This window comes from Bacteroides sp. 1_1_14, from assembly GCF_000162515.1.
GTDB classification, from domain to species: Bacteria; Bacteroidota; Bacteroidia; order Bacteroidales; family Bacteroidaceae; genus Bacteroides; species Bacteroides thetaiotaomicron.
In genome coordinates, this window is the sequence record NZ_GG774707.1 from 100,638 (window position 1) to 115,852 (window position 15,215).

The 15,215-nt window shown below is 44.1% G+C and carries 17 protein-coding genes, 1 tRNA gene and 3 pseudogenes; 13 read left to right on the forward strand and 8 right to left on the reverse strand.

The window, feature by feature from the left end:
• Window positions 1-6 precede the first annotated feature (6 nt).
• From HMPREF9007_RS09820 to HMPREF9007_RS09795, 6 genes and pseudogenes are all read right to left on the reverse strand, one after another.
• Window positions 7-387 carry a VOC family protein gene (locus HMPREF9007_RS09820; protein WP_008762148.1) on the reverse strand — a complete coding sequence of 127 codons (381 nt, stop codon included), beginning with the start codon at window positions 385-387 and terminating at the stop codon, window positions 7-9.
• Window positions 388-400: 13 nt separating this feature from the next.
• Complete coding sequence (locus tag HMPREF9007_RS09815; protein ID WP_008762149.1) at window positions 401-1,534, reverse strand: DUF4468 domain-containing protein; 1,134 nt, start codon at window positions 1,532-1,534, stop codon at window positions 401-403.
• A gap of 14 nt (window positions 1,535-1,548) precedes the next feature.
• Window positions 1,549-2,280: an MBL fold metallo-hydrolase gene (locus tag HMPREF9007_RS09810; RefSeq protein WP_008762150.1), complete on the reverse strand. Its 732-nt coding sequence runs from the start codon at window positions 2,278-2,280 to the stop codon at window positions 1,549-1,551.
• 68 nt (window positions 2,281-2,348) lie between these two features.
• Window positions 2,349-2,990 (reverse strand): pyridoxamine 5'-phosphate oxidase, encoded by a 642-nt coding sequence (gene pdxH / locus HMPREF9007_RS09805; RefSeq protein ID WP_008762151.1) that lies wholly within the window; start codon window positions 2,988-2,990, stop codon window positions 2,349-2,351.
• Between the two features lie 34 nt (window positions 2,991-3,024).
• Window positions 3,025-3,730: pseudogene (locus tag HMPREF9007_RS09800) on the reverse strand (pirin family protein).
• A 60-nt stretch (window positions 3,731-3,790) separates the two neighbouring features.
• On the reverse strand, window positions 3,791-4,792 hold the full coding sequence (locus HMPREF9007_RS09795; RefSeq protein WP_008762152.1) for a 2-hydroxyacid dehydrogenase: 1,002 nt from the start codon (window positions 4,790-4,792) through the stop codon (window positions 3,791-3,793).
• Window positions 4,793-5,001: 209 nt separating this feature from the next.
• On the opposite strand from HMPREF9007_RS09795, the gene HMPREF9007_RS09790 reads away from it, so the two are divergent.
• Window positions 5,002-6,432: a membrane protein gene (locus tag HMPREF9007_RS09790; RefSeq protein ID WP_032850516.1), complete on the forward strand. Its 1,431-nt coding sequence runs from the start codon at window positions 5,002-5,004 to the stop codon at window positions 6,430-6,432.
• A 99-nt stretch (window positions 6,433-6,531) separates the two neighbouring features.
• Here HMPREF9007_RS09790 and HMPREF9007_RS09785 read toward each other — a convergent pair whose 3' ends face one another.
• Window positions 6,532-7,821, reverse strand: a complete 1,290-nt coding sequence (locus tag HMPREF9007_RS09785) for a DcaP family trimeric outer membrane transporter (protein WP_008762154.1) — start codon at window positions 7,819-7,821, stop codon at window positions 6,532-6,534.
• Between the two features lie 163 nt (window positions 7,822-7,984).
• Here HMPREF9007_RS09785 and HMPREF9007_RS09780 point away from each other — a divergent pair, with 163 nt between their 5' ends.
• From HMPREF9007_RS09780 to HMPREF9007_RS09765, 4 genes are all read left to right on the forward strand, one after another.
• The gene (locus HMPREF9007_RS09780; protein WP_008762155.1) at window positions 7,985-8,488 is read left to right on the forward strand and encodes an RNA polymerase sigma factor; all 504 of its coding nucleotides are present in this window, start codon (window positions 7,985-7,987) and stop codon (window positions 8,486-8,488) included.
• Between the two features lie 248 nt (window positions 8,489-8,736).
• Window positions 8,737-9,111: a DUF2141 domain-containing protein gene (locus tag HMPREF9007_RS09775; RefSeq protein ID WP_008762156.1), complete on the forward strand. Its 375-nt coding sequence runs from the start codon at window positions 8,737-8,739 to the stop codon at window positions 9,109-9,111.
• Window positions 9,112-9,115: 4 nt separating this feature from the next.
• The gene (locus tag HMPREF9007_RS09770) at window positions 9,116-9,736 is read left to right on the forward strand and encodes a hypothetical protein (RefSeq protein ID WP_277754680.1); all 621 of its coding nucleotides are present in this window, start codon (window positions 9,116-9,118) and stop codon (window positions 9,734-9,736) included.
• Window positions 9,737-10,129: 393 nt separating this feature from the next.
• A complete protein-coding gene (locus HMPREF9007_RS09765; RefSeq protein WP_008762158.1) occupies window positions 10,130-10,342 on the forward strand; it encodes a hypothetical protein in 213 nt (70 codons plus the stop codon).
• A gap of 413 nt (window positions 10,343-10,755) precedes the next feature.
• Here HMPREF9007_RS09765 and HMPREF9007_RS09760 read toward each other — a convergent pair whose 3' ends face one another.
• Window positions 10,756-11,160, reverse strand: coding sequence for a hypothetical protein (locus HMPREF9007_RS09760; protein WP_008762159.1), 405 nt, complete (start codon window positions 11,158-11,160; stop codon window positions 10,756-10,758).
• Between the two features lie 147 nt (window positions 11,161-11,307).
• Here HMPREF9007_RS09760 and HMPREF9007_RS09755 point away from each other — a divergent pair, with 147 nt between their 5' ends.
• The 8 genes and pseudogenes from HMPREF9007_RS09755 to HMPREF9007_RS09725 form a co-directional block, all read left to right on the forward strand.
• Window positions 11,308-11,514, forward strand: a complete 207-nt coding sequence (locus HMPREF9007_RS09755) for a hypothetical protein (protein ID WP_008762160.1) — start codon at window positions 11,308-11,310, stop codon at window positions 11,512-11,514.
• 6 nt (window positions 11,515-11,520) lie between these two features.
• Window positions 11,521-11,721 (forward strand): hypothetical protein, encoded by a 201-nt coding sequence (locus HMPREF9007_RS09750; protein WP_008762161.1) that lies wholly within the window; start codon window positions 11,521-11,523, stop codon window positions 11,719-11,721.
• A gap of 12 nt (window positions 11,722-11,733) precedes the next feature.
• Window positions 11,734-11,928: a hypothetical protein gene (locus HMPREF9007_RS09745; RefSeq protein WP_008762162.1), complete on the forward strand. Its 195-nt coding sequence runs from the start codon at window positions 11,734-11,736 to the stop codon at window positions 11,926-11,928.
• 7 nt (window positions 11,929-11,935) lie between these two features.
• Window positions 11,936-12,018 (forward strand) — tRNA-OTHER (locus tag HMPREF9007_RS0125215).
• A gap of 26 nt (window positions 12,019-12,044) precedes the next feature.
• On the forward strand, window positions 12,045-12,266 hold the full coding sequence (locus HMPREF9007_RS09740) for a hypothetical protein (RefSeq protein WP_008762163.1): 222 nt from the start codon (window positions 12,045-12,047) through the stop codon (window positions 12,264-12,266).
• Window positions 12,235-12,456, forward strand: a complete 222-nt coding sequence (locus HMPREF9007_RS28080) for a hypothetical protein (RefSeq protein ID WP_008762164.1) — start codon at window positions 12,235-12,237, stop codon at window positions 12,454-12,456. The genes HMPREF9007_RS09740 and HMPREF9007_RS28080 overlap by 32 nt, the downstream gene beginning before the upstream one ends.
• A 15-nt stretch (window positions 12,457-12,471) precedes the next feature.
• Window positions 12,472-14,524: pseudogene (locus HMPREF9007_RS09730) on the forward strand (kinase).
• Window positions 14,525-14,559: 35 nt separating this feature from the next.
• Window positions 14,560-15,215, forward strand: a pseudogene (locus tag HMPREF9007_RS09725) (ATP-binding protein); the annotation flags it as partial.

Genomic DNA, 15,215 nt, shown 5'->3' on the forward strand with positions numbered 1-15,215 from the left:
ATAAGGTTACTTCTTTTGTGGAAGTATCTCTATCCAGTAGTCATCCGGGTCGTTGATAAAATAAAGCCCCATGGCTGTATTCTCAAAACAGACACAATTCATTTCTTTGTGGTATTGCCGTATGGCGTCATAGTCGCCGGCTACACGAAAGCATAAATGACTTTCGTTTTCTCCCAGTTCATAGGGGGAGGTATGATCTTTCAGCCAGGTCAGTTCCAGTAGGAAGCCGCTTTCGTTGTCCGTCAGGTAGACCAGGATGAAAGAACCGTCGGAAGCTTCCTTCCGACTATGTTCTTTTAAGCCAAGCGCTTTTTCATAAAAAGCAATGCTTCGCTCCAGATTCGTTACATTGATATTAAAGTGATCAAATCTACTTTTAATTTCCATGATTGCTATCTTGTTATTTTTTCATCAATAGCTTCACGATTTCTCCGACATACGTACGGGGTTGTCCGGCTTGCGGAGTCGTTTGTGAAGGCAGTTTCTTACATTCGATAACAGCTGAAGGAGTCGTTTGGTTCGGAGCGTATAGTTTCAGTGTATAAGTTTCTGCTTTTTCTATCGCTTCGTAGGGCTGATCGGCAGAAAGTGTGCAATAAGCTACGGCTTTACCGTTTTGATAACCCAGTGCGCCGCCTGCGTTGGCTGTCATATTGGTCATGTTGAATTCATCTTTGCCGATAGAGATCACCAGTTTTCCATTGCCCATCAATGCGTATACATCACCCGGAATCTGCTTCAGATCGATTTCTGTATATCCCGGCATATCTGCTGAAGCCTTGCCGACAGGAGTTGCAGGAGTTAAAGTAGCAGCAGGAGTAGTTGTCTGATCTGCTTCTGCAGTGGTAACTTTACCGCCCTGACCGATCACCAGCGGACCTGCAGCAGCAACGATAGACGGCTTCTGTGCTTCTTCTTCTTTTTTCTTTTTCTCAGACTTCGGACGAGTATCGGGAGCACCGAAGGCTACAGCTACATCCATAAAGATGTCATCGGCAAAGTCTACCGTTTTTCTGCGCCATTTAGCCAAGCCGCGTACCAGTTTGGTTTTAGCTTTGTTCAGTGCATATTCATCTGTAATCCATTCTTCTGCTTTGTATTTTTCTGTTTCGCGGTAGGTGAAACGGATTTTTTCCAGTTCTACCAAGCAACTGCCCGGTTTGCAGGTAACAGTGATCTGATAATTGACCCAAGTGCGGTCCAATGACAGGGCGCTGGAGTAAAATGTGATCCATTCTTCACCTACACCGGCGATGGTTCCTTGTGCTTCATCGCTGAAAACGACGCGGCTGTCCGGATTATTGTTTTCTTTCAGACGTTCGTTCATCCACTTCATGACAGTGTCGTAGATTTGCTTCTGACTCATTCCGGGAATCTGGAATTCCTTGGAAAATACTACTTTACCATCTACTACAGGAACAGCTCCCGCAAGGTATCTGGTATCATCTCTTTTTTCTTTGTGCGATTCGGCTCTCATTGCCATTGGCAGGCATGTGAGAAGCATGGTAAGAAACAGGATTGTTAACTTATTCATAATTATTATTGTGTTTATTTGGTTATTTCAAAACTTTCGCCCCGATGGGTGATGCTGACAAACCGGCATCCTGCATTTTCGGCAAAATCACGGAGGGCATTTCCGCCTTCGTAGTCTTCACTGAAGTGCATGGGTACAAATATAGTAGTTTTTATTTGTTCGATGAACTGTTTTGCCCCTTTCATATAATCTTTTCCCATCCTGCGGTCCACTGGGAACAGCGCTAAATCGATCTTCGGTGCTTTTTCTTTTAAATATTTAACTTCTGCAAGGAAGTCTCCGTTGGCTTTTCGTATCTCCGCTTCGGTAGATTCTTCACTCCAGTGCCAGTTGTTCAGATCGCCTGCATGGAAGATGTTCCAGTCTTGCAGATGGATCAGGAACGAACTGCCGACATCGGTCGAGCCGAATGCTTCGATGCGGATCGTCTCGTCTTCGTAGGTTTCTCCTTTTTTTATATAAGTAGCGTCTTCGGGCTTTCCACGATGGCTTTTCAGAATATCTTTGGAGAAAATGTACCGGATGTCGGGACGTGCTTCTTTCCACGTCAGTATTTCACGGTTGAAGTGGTCGGGGTGAAAGTGAGTGGCCAATACATAGAGTTTACCCGGTCTTTGCAGGAGGTAGTCATGTACGATTCCCCGGTTATGTTCAGTTTCCGAAGAATCTTTGTAATAATCGATGATGACGGTCACACCTTCTGCTTCGATGGCAAAACCGCTATGATAAATATAATCCAGTGTCATGAGCTGATTATTTTTACAGTTGCAATATTACGTATTCTAGTTGGAGTTGGCAAGAAAAATCAGTGAAATCAGGGAGAAAGTCGATTGATTTCCCATTTTCCATCCGTCTTTAGGGTATACAGGAAGCGATCATGTAACCGGTTGGGGCGTCCTTGCCAAAACTCCATCCGGGTAGGAGTGACGGCATATCCGCCCCAGTTGTCGGGGCGTTCCACTTCTTTTCCCAGCCATCGGGCAGCTTCTTTGACGAAAGCGCGTATCAGTTGCATCCGGCTTGCGATAGGCTGGCTTTGTGAAGAGATACGTGCACCGATGCGGCTTTTATAAGGGCGCTTTCGGAAATATTCGTCCGATTCCTCCGGAGAAACTTTCGCGGCAGTACCTTCGATGTGTACTTGCCTTTCAAGTTCATGCCAGACAAAGGAAAGTGAAATGTACGGATTTTGTGCCAGTTGCCTTCCTTTGCGGCTTTCGTAGTTGGTATAGAAGATAAACTTTCCGTCATGCAGTCCTTTCAGCAGTACGGTACGGGTCGAGGGTCTGCCTTCGGGAGATACGGTACCTACAATGATGGCGGTCGGTTCTTCTACGTTTGCGTCGATGGCTTCCTGTAGCCAGCGGCTGAAAAGTGAAAGCGGGTCGCAGGGAAGTTCGCTTTCCCTTAACCCGCTTTTGGTATATTCTTGCCGGATATCAGCTATATTCTTCATTCATTCAAGATTCATGATTTCTAATTCCAAATTTCTACATCGGTACTTCTATCAATAAGATATGTGAGTCCTTCAATGTTTCGAGTTCGAAACTTTTCGTATCATAGACGCCCATTCCGTCGCGACGTTTCAGTACTTCTCCGTCTACTACGATTTCTCCTTCAATCAGGAAAATGTATACGCCGCCATGACTTTGGTGCAAGTGATAACCGAGTTTCTTTCCGGCTTCCACCTTTCCGATAGAAAACCAGGTGTCTTGTAGAAGTGAAGCGGGAGTACTGCCGTCGGGCGATACAATCACTGCCAGTTCGTTCGGTCGTTCCAGCTCTTTGATGCTAAAATCCTTGTAGACAGGATGTGTATTCCGCTCTCTCGGCATAATCCATATTTGCAGGAATTCTACCGGCTCTACAGGGCTGGCATTCACTTCACTGTGGAAAATACCCGTTCCGGCACTCATCGTCTGAATCTCTCCGACAGTGATGATACGGCTGTTTTTCTTGCTGTCACCATGTTGCAGATGTCCTTTCAATGGAATGGAGATAATCTCCATTATTTTTATGCGGATGGGTTTGAAATCCTTCTCCGGGGGCGACTTTGTCGTCATTCAATACACGGAGGGCGCCGAAGTTGATACGGTCAGAATCGAAGTATTCGTCGAAACTGAAGGTATGGTAACTATCCAGCCAGTCATATTGGGAATGTCCTCTTGTATCTGCTTTATGTATTACTTTCTTCATAATTTTCTCCTTTTCTAATTGTTTATATACTTCTGTAACAAGGGAAGTCAGGTAAAGGTTCTATCTCTTCACTTCATTTAGCAAAGGCTTGTGGTTGATGAAATCCTTGATATTCTGAAGTGTGGTCATGGCGATATTTCCCATTGCTTCACGTGTGAAAAAGGCTTGATGCGAAGTGACAATCACATTATTGAACGAGAGCAGACGGGCAAGTACGTCATCGTCAATGATGCGGTCGGACTGATCTTCGTAGAAATATTCGCTTTCTTCTTCATACACATCCAATCCGGCAGAACCGATTTTCTTGTTTTTTAAGCCTTCGATCAGGGCATTGGTGTGAATCAACTGTCCACGACCGGTATTGATGATCATGACTCCGTCTTTCATTTTGCTGATGGAGTAGTCATTGATCAGATATTTGGTGGCTTCGGTAAGCGGGCAATGCAGGGAAATAATGTCGGAACTATGATACAGCTCGTCCAGAGAAGTATAAACGATTTGTTCTTCCCGGGCAAAGTTGTAGTCGGGATAAAGGTCATAAGCCAGTATATTCATTCCGAATCCCTTTAATATATGAATCAGAATTTTGGCGATTTTTCCTGTACCGATGATACCTGCCGTCTTGCCGTGCATATCGAATCCCATCAGTCCATGAAGGGAAAAGTTTCCGTCTTTTGTACGCCACGAAGCGCGTGGAATCTTTCGGTTGAGAGAGAGCATGAGTGCTACGGTATATTCGGCAACGGCATAAGGCGAATATGCAGGAACACGTACAACGGTGATTCCGGCAGTGGCGGCAGCATTCAGGTCTACATTATTGAATCCTGCACATCGGAGTGCCAGCAGTTTTACTCCGTTGGCTGCCATAGCATGAATGACTTCTGCATCGGCCGTATCGTTGACAAAGATACAGACCGCGTCTACTCCTTGCGTTAATAACACATTATTCTTATTCAGATGTCCTTTATAATAACGGAATTCAAATCCGAACTCTTTGTTTTTATCGTTGAAAGAAGCTTCGTCATAAGGCTTTGTTCCGAAAAATGCAATTGTATAGGCCATAATCTTTTCTGTTTTTATTCTTATTATTAAACGTAAAAACAGGGTGGTTTGTTTATCTTTACCTTCGCTCTGAATGTGAATTGTTTCATTAGAAACAGTTTTTATTTTCAATTAAAATGAGCCGGTAAGCGAAAATAAGTGCACAAACATGTGTTGCGTGTGCAGGAATATTGTATCTTTGCGCCCGAATTAATTTAAAAAAGATTTAGATGAGAAAAAATTTCTTGATTGGATTTGTAATGTTAATCGTTTCAATTCCAACTTTTGCCGGAGATTATCTAACTAATACGAATCAGAATGCTGCTTTCTTGCGCATGATAGCCCGCGGCGCTTCCATTGATGTTGATGGAGTTTATAGTAATCCTGCCGGACTGGCATTCCTTCCCCAAAACGGTTTACAGGTAGCACTGACTATTCAGAGTGCATATCAGACCCGTGATATTGCTGCTACAAGTCCTTTGTGGACTATGGATGGACAGACTTCCGTGCGCAATTATGAAGGAAAAGCTTCGGCTCCCGTTATCCCTTCTGTCCATGCTGTATATAAGAATGGTGACTGGGCATTTTCCGGTAGTTTCGCTATCGTTGGTGGTGGTGGAAAAGCTTCTTTCAATACAGGTTTGCCTATGTTTGATGCAGCTGCTATCGGCTTGGTAAATTCTACAAGTGATATGTTGAAACCTAATATGTACAATATCAATTCAGCCATGGAAGGTCGTCAATATATTTATGGTTTGCAGTTAGGGGCAAGCTATAAGATTAATGAACACTTTTCAGTTTTTGCCGGAGCCCGTATGAATTACTTTACAGGTGGATATAAAGGTTTTCTGAATATTGCCTTGAAAGAAGGAGTAGCAGGACAGATCGGTGCTGCTATAGTACAACAAATTATGGGGGCTAATCCTAATTTGAGTTTAGAACAGGCACAGCAGATTGCACAAGAACAATCTGCACCTATGCTTCAGAAACTGAATGATACGAAGCTTGAACTGGATTGTGACCAGACAGGTTGGGGATTGACGCCGATTATCGGTGTAGATGCTAAGTTCGGTAAGTTGAATTTGGCTGCGAAGTATGAGTTCAAAGCTAATATGAATATTGAGAACAATACACATAAATTGGAATTTCCGGATGCTGCTGCCTATATGGCACCTTATCAGCATGGTGTGAATACTCCAAGTGACCTCCCTTCTATGTTATCTGTAGCAGCAAGTTATGAATTCTTGCCTTCTCTTCGTGCTTCAGTAGAGTATCATTTCTTTGATGACAAGAATGCAGGTATGGCTGATAACAAGCAGAAGACATTGAAACATGGAACACACGAATACCTGGCTGGTGTAGAATGGGATATAAACAAAATATTCACAGTCAGTGGTGGTTATCAGAAAACTGATTATGGATTGAGCGATGCTTTCCAGACAGACACAAGTTTCTCTTGTGATTCTTATTCAGTCGGTTTGGGTGGTCGTATTAATCTTAGTAAGGCGTTAAGTTTAGATGTTGCTTATTTCTGGACTACCTACAGCGATTATACCAAAGAAAATCCACGTGGCTTGGATGGGGCTATGGCTTCAATGGATAAAGATGTTTATAGTCGTACAAACAAAGTGTTTGGTGTAAGTGTAAACTATAAGTTCTAATATTAATCCGCTACGATTTTATATAATAGAAGCCGTCTCGAACATTGTTCAGAGGCGGCTTCTCATATTATATATACCTAATATTATATATGTAATAGATTAGAAAGAATATTGTACCAGCATATTCAGCCGATTGGCATGGCGGGTAGAAGAGTTGAAATCAGTGCGCCATCCTCTCAGATATTCAACACCTACTTGCATATTGCTAGTCACATTCCAGAAAGCATTTGCTACGAAATACTGTCCTTTTCGGTATGCTTCCGGATTATCGCTCGGATAGTTGTTTTCAGAGTAAAGTCTGGATAAGCTGTATGTACCGGATACAAAGATATTCGGGCAAATATTATATTGCAACCCCGCATACCAGCCCAGCATCGGAAGAACCTGCATCTTGCCTTCATTATCCGGATCGGGAACGATGTCCACATTCAGATTACTTAAGTCGTTCAGATAAGAACCGATTCCTTTTCCATAATTAAACTGTCCGAACACTTGCCACTTCTTGGTTACATTAAAGGTGGTAGATGCTTGCAGGCCAAATCCGGTAGTCGAAAAAGCCTTGTCGTGCACATTACTTGAATAAGTCATGCTGCGTACGATTGCACCCAACTTAATATGACTGTTACTATTCCAGTTATACTGTGCAGAAGCTGCAAAATCCGGCATTCGTTGCGTGTTGATAGATACATCGCTATTCGTTGTACCGTCTACCGAAGGCATTTCCATGGCAACGCCGAATCTCCAGTTTTTCAGTTTATCGCACATATAACTCAGTTGAGTGGTACGATAGAAAGCGGAACCGTTCGGACCGGCGAAGTCAATTGTTGCAGGCAGAGCCGAAAGGTCCATGAATGAACCGTAGCTGTATCCGATGGTAAATCCTAAGAACTGCGCATACGCATTTTGAAGTTCAAACGTCTTCCCATCTCCACGGAAGTTTCCGGCGGTATACACCACGAAGTCGCCCAGATGTTTGGTTCGTCCTACCAATTTCAGGAATAGGGTAGAAGTGGTGATGTCCATCTGAAATTGATTCTTGGCAAAATTTCCCTTTCCGGGCTGTCCGATCAATGCCGGATAGAAATCCACATCGTCAACGATGCCGTTGAAATCATACTCTGCCGTCGCACGTACGTAGCCACCGATACCAAGGGCGAATTTTCCTTTCTGATCCGTCAGAAGGAAGCGGGGAGCATTCGGGTCGTGAAAACGCATCTGAGAGCGGTCGTTCATGATTCGGATGATTTCATCTCCGGCCTTGTCCCTGGAGACGAACATGATGGAATTCGGTTCCTCATCCTCGATGACTACTTTCTTTTGCGCATGAGCACAGACGGGGAAAATTCCGATCCCCAGTAGCATAGCTACCATTTTAAAGCTTGTTTTCATTATCAGTTAAGTTTTAGGTGAATGCCCAATGAACAACTAAAAAAAGAAATGGTTGAGAGGGGCTAAGGAAAAATTGCCAAACTTATCGGAAGAATTGCTATTTATAATCGTTCTAAAAAAGCGGATCTTTGTATCGTACTAATTAGATAAATAAAATACGAGAATGGAAAAAGTAGATTTTACTCAAGGAATATTGGCGATGGAGTCAGACCTGCATCGTTTCGCATATAAGTTGACTTCAGACCGTGATTCTGCTAACGACTTAGTTCAGGATTGTGTATTGCAGGCATTGGATAATCATGAGAAATTTACGCATGCCAAGAATCTGAAAGGATGGATGTTTACCATCATGCGTAATATCTTTGTCAACAACTACCGGCGCACGGTCCGCGAAATGAATTTGATCGATGATACCTATTCCATCAATCAGCAAAGTTTGATAGAAGATGAAGAAGGCGACCGTTTCGAGTTTGCTTATGACATGAAGCAGCTGTATAGAGTGATCCATTCCATCCCCGAAGATATGAAAGTTCCTTTCCAGATGTTTGTAGCTGGATTTAAATACAGGGAAATTGCCGAAAAATTAGGATTGCCGATGGGGACGGTAAAGAGCCGACTTTTCTTTATCCGCAAGCGTCTGAAAGAAGAATTGAAAGACTTCTCCTGATGCAACTTTCTAATTGAGTGATGTGTTTTAAGGTCAAAGTGAAGCCTTCCTGTCAAAATACGACGAATGACAGGAAGGCTTATTTAATTTGAAATATTCTTCCGAAATACTTGGTTTATAAAATAAACCTATTTATATTTGCATCGAGTAAGAGAGATGCGCAGCTCCTTACTTTTTTTAATCCATATATGGTTTATAAAATAAACTAATTAAATCGTATCAACTAATTGATTGGAGGAAAGTAAAAGATGAAACGCTTGTTATTCATTGCTTTAGGGATTATTTGTTACCACGTTGTTACTTTTGCACAAGAAGTAAAAGTAGAAGTGCGGGGTATTCGTAGTGCAAAAGGCGCTATTATGGTCATGGCACAACAGGATTCGGAATCGAAGCCGGTATATGCGATGGCTACTGCTGTTAAAGATACAGTGACTGTTGTTCTAAAAGATGTTCCATGGGAAAAGTTTTTAATCTCTCTTTTCCATGATGAGAACGGAAACTGGGAATTGGACATGAATGAACAGGGAATACCGGTAGAAGGGTATGCCCGGGAAAAATGCAAGAAAGAGGCGGATGCTTCGGCTACCGTTAAAATGAAGATGTATTATCCGGTAAATGACTAACAGTATGCGATACCTGATATTTCTGATATTGGCCGGCTTTACCGGAGTTACTGCTTGGGGGCAGACTTCGACGACTGCTCGGCCGATGGCTGTGAATGATACTCTGACAGAAGATTCCACTTATGCGTTGCAGGAAGTGGTGGTACGGACAAGTCCTGTGAAACGGAAGGCAGACCGTTTTATCCTGTCCGTCCCTCCTGCACAGAACAAAGACGGAGTCGAACTCCTTCAACAAGCGCCCGGAGTATGGTTGTCCGACGAGCGGATTTCCATCAATGGTTCTTCCGGCACGAAGGTGTTTGTAGATAATAGGGAGATAAAACTTACCGGAGAGATGCTGATAGGCTATCTCCGTTCTTTGAAATCGGACGATATTGCTCGCGTTGAAGTGTTTCCAATGGCGGGAGCCGATAAGGATGCCGATGCTCAGGGAGGTGCTATACATATTATAATGAGACGTCATACGGACAAAGGATTTCAGGGAAATCTTTCTATGAATGCTTCCTTTGCCTCTTCCTTGCAATCTTATCAGCCTAGTGGTAGCTTGAATTATCATAGTGGGAAGTGGGATACCTATGGATTTGCTTCCGGTACTTTGGTTCCTCAGAATAAAGGAGATTTGTAAGGGGGGAAAAACGAAGCGTGTCAATATGTGGTCAGCCTGAAAAAGCTTGATTGCTTTGGTTTTCAAAGTGTTATGGTAGAGTAGGGGAGAGTACTCTGGAAAAACGAAGCGTTTACATCGCTTTACATTGGGCTTACAATTGAGCTCTGTTTGAACGCCGTTCAAATGAAATGCTTTACATTGAAGGTAGGATAGGGGAGAAATTGGACATCGTGCAGTCAATTTACTCTTCGATTTGTTTCTGATTGGCTCTCATGTATAAAGGTAGGCAAAAAGATCGGTTTGTGCAAATAGAGTAGGGGGAGTGCATAGTACTCTCTCCTATTTTTTTATTAAAATTATTCCATATAGATGATATTTGGTATATTTGCAGCAAAATAAATGCAATATACTATGACTAAAGTTATCCATGTACACCTGATTTATGAGAAAAAGAACCTCTATTTCGGCAGCATTTCCGCCATATTTGATACTTTGACGGAGAGTGAGGTCGGTATCACCAAGAGCAGTCTGTTACATGCCGGTTTGACCGATGGAGCCGTAAAATACACGAAACGTGCGATGATTATCCAGTCGCACTTGATAAAGACTACCAGAAAGGTCTAAAACGGCCTTAGAACGTCTATAAAGCCGCTTTTTGCGGCTTTTTTTGTGTCTTTTGGGTGGTATCCTTTTCAAGTAGTACATCTGAAAGAATCTGTTACTCATTTGAACGGTTTGAACGGGTGGAAAAATGGAAAGGGTTTACACTTGGGTTTACAACTTGGGTTTACATTTTTCCCGTTACAAAAACGAAACGTTTTAGTAGGGTTTACACTTGGGTTTACATTTTGGGGTTATTTTTTAGCGATTTACCTATCTATACAATATAAATAGGATTTGTTTTTGCTTGTTTTTAAACTATTTGAGGGAGTAAACAATACATTGATAATATTTATTTACTCCCCTATAATTTAAGATATTGTGCTATAAATCAATATTTTAATTCTTTTTGCCCCCTTTACCCCATAAAACGCATTTTATCCGACACCTGCAAGTGTTGAACTTTCCGCACCTGAAACACGCCCCGCGCTTTCCTGTTTGAGTTGCACGATTGTTTGTTTAAGTATTCCTATTTCCTCTGCTTGTTGGGCTATTTTCTCTATAAAAAATGAAGTTTCAGAACTTGGATTGCTGGAATTATTAGTTTTAGAGGTGACAAATGCATCCCCCTCTCCCATTATAATCCATTCTATATTAGTCGTTGGGTATGATAATTTCAGACGGCGAAGAAGCTCTATTGATAATTTCTTTCTTCCGCTTTTTATATCACTGATACCTGCTTTATTTGTTCCTAAATCATTCGCAGCCTGAACATAATCTGTTATTATGCCCTTCTCTTTTAATTCGTCAAGAACTTGTATAAATCTGAAATTCTCATCCATAATCTTGATAAAGTATGAAAAATTACGCTATTTTATTTTGTAGTATGAAAATCTCATACTATATTTGCAGCGTGTTCAAAGTGTGAACACCGCCCCAAAGCTACAAAAAAGGCTTGAGGTGGCAATGAGAAATATAAAAAGAAGAAAATGAAAGCATTGAAAGTAACCGTTGACTGGGCAGAAATGGACCTGTTTGCTGTCACCCTTAAAGAGTTGAATGATGACGAAAATATTTTCGCCTACCAGATTGATGCGTTGACCGGTATCGTGGTCTGTGAGAACGAGTGCGGGTTGGCTTATTGCCGTTCCTGTTTTGATTACCGGGTTGCCCCAACTATAGAAGAGGTTAAATAGAAAGTTATGAAACGGTACTATTTTGAATTGACAGACGGGAGTTATAATGATCTGGGAGCCTTTATTCCGGATGGTTACAATAAGGAAGTGGCTGTTAGGCAGGCGAAGAAGTGGATGGCAGAAAACAGTATCGTTTTAGCCACTTTGGTTGTGAGTAGTCTGAGAACGAGTAATGTGCTGGATGTGATTGATATTAATATACTTTAAAACGAGGATAGAATGGAAGCAAAATTTAAAAAGGGACAAAGTGTGAGAATCACCAAGAGAAACGGTGAGATCATTGATGGTATAATCCGTGATTGGGATTACAACATTTGTACTTTCGGTCGTGAATATAATGTTGATTATATGAAAGATGGTCAGGTTTGGACTGTGATATGTGTCCCGGAGGATGCAATGCAAGAACTTCGATAAGTTTTCTGGGCGGTTAGTTCAGTTGGTAGAACACACCAAACTCCTGTAAGGGAGAGGTCATGGTCCGCGGTTCGAGTCCGCGACTGCCCGCTATAATAATTAAATATCAGTGAATTATGAAAGAACGAATAGTCGTAGAATACAGTGAGGTGGGTAAAATAGCCGGTTTACTGGGTTGTTCCCGAGAAATGGTCTCCCACTCCCTTGCATTTCGCAAGAACAGCAAGTTGGCCCGTTCCATCCGCAAGCTCGCTATCGAGCGTGGTGGTACCAAGGTAGGTGATAACTCTCAAAAGAAAGACGACGATGAAAAGAGACCTGATGACACTGTTCGGTGACCAGCTGCGCTGGTTTGCCCGTCTGAACCGGAAACAGCGCCTTTGTGCGCTTTACTTCTGTCTGAGTTTCGGGATCCTGCTTTCCGTGGTCTTCGACCACCCACTGCCGGAGCTTCTCGTAGTGTTGAACTTCGGGGCTTCAGCGAGACTGATAAAGAGGCATGTCCCCTTGAATGGTTTAGAGGATTGATAATCAAGTTGGAAGATGGAATATTTTGATAATACATTGTGTGTGACCTGCGAAGAACTTACTTCAGGGGATGACCCGGTGATGAAGTATATAACTTTATACCAGAATGTCCGTCGCGGTAACATCGAAAGTGTCAACCGTGGCGGTGGCGAGGGCAATGTAGCCCTGTATTCCTATTCCTCCCTTCCCGAGAAGTATAAGCAACGCTGGGTTGCTCGCCATGGCGAGCCCGAGCAACAGATGCGAGAAGAAATGATTCGTAACATAGTGAAGAAAGACGAGAAGGCCGAGAGATTTTTTGAGGAGTACCGCTACGACAAGAACGGTGAGATGGTCGCTCTTCCCGTGGATGTGAAGAAGGAATACACCTGGAATGCCTCGGTACTGAACGCGCTGATGGAAGAGTTCAAACGCTTGAGTTCATCCAATAACAAGCTGACCGGTTTCCGCCGTAACCTTTGGGAGCTTCTGCTTGTCACGAGTGAGGAATGGCGTCCGGTGTACGGGCATAGTCTTCCGGGCAGTGTGGGCCGGTTGAAAGCCCTGATAAACAAGTTTCGTCCCGACAACTACGGTGTGCTTGTGAGCGGTAAATACGGCAACAGCAACACGCTGAAGATCGAGGAGGACGGTGGACGTTACCTTGTTGCATTGAAACGTAGCCGCGTTCCGGTTTATACTGATATGGAGATCTTCGAGGAGTACAACCGTGTCGCTCCAGAACGTGGTTGGAAACCCCTGAAGAGTCCCCGCAGCCTCCGCGAATGGTTCAACAGCCCGCGTGTCGAACCACTGTGGTACGATGCCGTTTATGGGGAAATGAAGGCACACCAGCGTTATGACCGTAAACACCGGACAATCCTTCCGAGCCGTCGTGACAGCCTCTGGTATGGTGACGGTACGAAGTTGAACCTCTACTATCGTGATGAGAACGGAAATAAGTGCACTACAAGCGTGTATGAGGTGGTGGATGCCTATAGTGAAGTTCTGCTCGGTTATTACATTAGCGACAATGAGGACTATATCGCCCAGTACCATGCTTTCCGCATGGCTATCCAAACGAGCCGGCACAAACCTTACGAGATCGTGTGCGACAACCAGGGCGGTCATAAGAAAAACGCGGCGTTGGGCCTTTTCTCGAAGATCAGCCGTATCCACCGCCCGACAGCCCCGTATAACGGCGAGTCCAAAACGATTGAGAACATTTTCTACCGCTTCCAGAGCCAGGTGTTGAAAAAAACGTTTCAGTTTCACCGGGCAGAATATTACGGCAAAGAGAGAGACAAGCCGTCCGAACCTGGAATTCATCAACGCGAACATCGACTCCCTTCCCACACTGGAGGAGCTGAAGGAGCAGTATGCCGCTTCCCGTGAGCAGTGGAACTCAATGAAGCATCCGGTCACCGGCATCTCTCGTATGGAAATGTACAATACCAGCGTGAACGAGGCTACTGATACGGTAAGTGTGCCGGATATGGTGGAAATGTTCTGGTACACAACCGAAAAACCGTCTCTGTTCACCGCCAGCGGTATCGAGATCACGGTACGGGGAAAGAAATACCCCTACGAGGTTTTCTCCGCTCCCGGTGAGCCTGATCTAGAATGGCGCCGGCGTAACACCTACAAGAAGTTCTATGTCCAGTACGATCCTTATGACATGAGCAGCGTGCGCCTGCTGTACAAGGATAAGGGCGGAGCAATGCGTTTCGAGTGTGTGGCTTCGTTCCCGCTGATGATCCACCGTGCCCAGCAGGAGCAGACGGAAGACGAGAAACGTTTCATCCGCACCCAGCAAGAGGCCGTCATCAATGAGCGTATAAACCGTCAGGTCGTCGCCAAGGATATCGAGTATGAGCATGGTGTCGCACCGGAACAGAACGGTTTGCGTACTCCTGACCTGAAAGGGCTCGGCAAGGAAGCTCAACGCCAGATTGACCGCCGCACAAGAAAATACAGTCAGCCGCCCCGTCCTTCCATAGGTCGTGACATGAAAGTCATCAGCAACGTAACATGGGACAGTTTTGAGAAGAAGGAAGTGAGCATCCGTAAGGTGGTCGGAAAATTATAAGGAACAGATTTATAACAAGATAAAAATTATTGATTATGGAAATTACAATGAAAGAGAAAGACGCCATCAGCGAGAGCCTCCGGGCTTACGTGGCGAAGTATCCGAGCCAGACGAAAGCCGCGGGTAGTCTGAAGGGAGTCAGTGTGGGTACTGTGAGCAATATCCTGAACGGCCGTTATGAGAATATCAGCGACGAGATGTTCCGTAATGTCGCTTCGCAGGTCGGTGGTGTAAGCGCTACCGGCTGGCAGATTGTAGAGACCGGTGCTTACCAGGAGATCACGGCTGTGCTTTCCGATGCGCAGCGTTGGCGTAACGTCACATGGGTGACCGGTGAGGCCGGTTGTGGTAAGAGTACCACCGCCCGTGTTTACCTTCAGGAGCATAAGGAGGTTTTCTATATCCTCTGCTCCGAGGACATGAAGAAAGGTGACTTCGTTCGTGAGATTGCCCGCACGGTCGGAATCCGGACTGAAGGGTATAATATCCGTGAGGTATGGGGACTTATTTTGGATGACATCATCCAGATGGACGCACCCCTGCTGGTGTTCGATGAGGCGGACAAGCTGACCGAACCGGTGTTCCACTACTTTATCAGCCTGTACAATAAGCTGGAGGAGAATGCGGTGTTGTGTTCTTGAGTACTGATTATATTGCCAAACGCATCAGTAACGGCCTGCGCTACCAGAAG

Excerpts from the sequence above, each read along its gene's own strand:
- HMPREF9007_RS09820 (WP_008762148.1), bottom strand. The coding sequence starts at position 387 with ATGGAAATTAAAAGTAGATTTGATCACTTTAATATCAATGTAACGAAT.
- HMPREF9007_RS09815 (WP_008762149.1), bottom strand. The coding sequence starts at position 1,534 with ATGAATAAGTTAACAATCCTGTTTCTTACCATGCTTCTCACATGCCTG.
- HMPREF9007_RS09810 (WP_008762150.1), bottom strand. The coding sequence starts at position 2,280 with ATGACACTGGATTATATTTATCATAGCGGTTTTGCCATCGAAGCAGAA.
- pdxH (WP_008762151.1), bottom strand. The coding sequence starts at position 2,990 with ATGAAGAATATAGCTGATATCCGGCAAGAATATACCAAAAGCGGGTTA.
- HMPREF9007_RS09795 (WP_008762152.1), bottom strand. The coding sequence starts at position 4,792 with ATGGCCTATACAATTGCATTTTTCGGAACAAAGCCTTATGACGAAGCT.
- HMPREF9007_RS09790 (WP_032850516.1), top strand. The coding sequence starts at position 5,002 with ATGAGAAAAAATTTCTTGATTGGATTTGTAATGTTAATCGTTTCAATT.
- HMPREF9007_RS09785 (WP_008762154.1), bottom strand. The coding sequence starts at position 7,821 with ATGAAAACAAGCTTTAAAATGGTAGCTATGCTACTGGGGATCGGAATT.
- HMPREF9007_RS09780 (WP_008762155.1), top strand. The coding sequence starts at position 7,985 with ATGGAAAAAGTAGATTTTACTCAAGGAATATTGGCGATGGAGTCAGAC.
- HMPREF9007_RS09775 (WP_008762156.1), top strand. The coding sequence starts at position 8,737 with ATGAAACGCTTGTTATTCATTGCTTTAGGGATTATTTGTTACCACGTT.
- HMPREF9007_RS09770 (WP_277754680.1), top strand. The coding sequence starts at position 9,116 with ATGCGATACCTGATATTTCTGATATTGGCCGGCTTTACCGGAGTTACT.
- HMPREF9007_RS09765 (WP_008762158.1), top strand. The coding sequence starts at position 10,130 with ATGACTAAAGTTATCCATGTACACCTGATTTATGAGAAAAAGAACCTC.
- HMPREF9007_RS09760 (WP_008762159.1), bottom strand. The coding sequence starts at position 11,160 with ATGGATGAGAATTTCAGATTTATACAAGTTCTTGACGAATTAAAAGAG.
- HMPREF9007_RS09755 (WP_008762160.1), top strand. The coding sequence starts at position 11,308 with ATGAAAGCATTGAAAGTAACCGTTGACTGGGCAGAAATGGACCTGTTT.
- HMPREF9007_RS09750 (WP_008762161.1), top strand. The coding sequence starts at position 11,521 with ATGAAACGGTACTATTTTGAATTGACAGACGGGAGTTATAATGATCTG.
- HMPREF9007_RS09745 (WP_008762162.1), top strand. The coding sequence starts at position 11,734 with ATGGAAGCAAAATTTAAAAAGGGACAAAGTGTGAGAATCACCAAGAGA.
- HMPREF9007_RS09740 (WP_008762163.1), top strand. The coding sequence starts at position 12,045 with ATGAAAGAACGAATAGTCGTAGAATACAGTGAGGTGGGTAAAATAGCC.
- HMPREF9007_RS28080 (WP_008762164.1), top strand. The coding sequence starts at position 12,235 with ATGAAAAGAGACCTGATGACACTGTTCGGTGACCAGCTGCGCTGGTTT.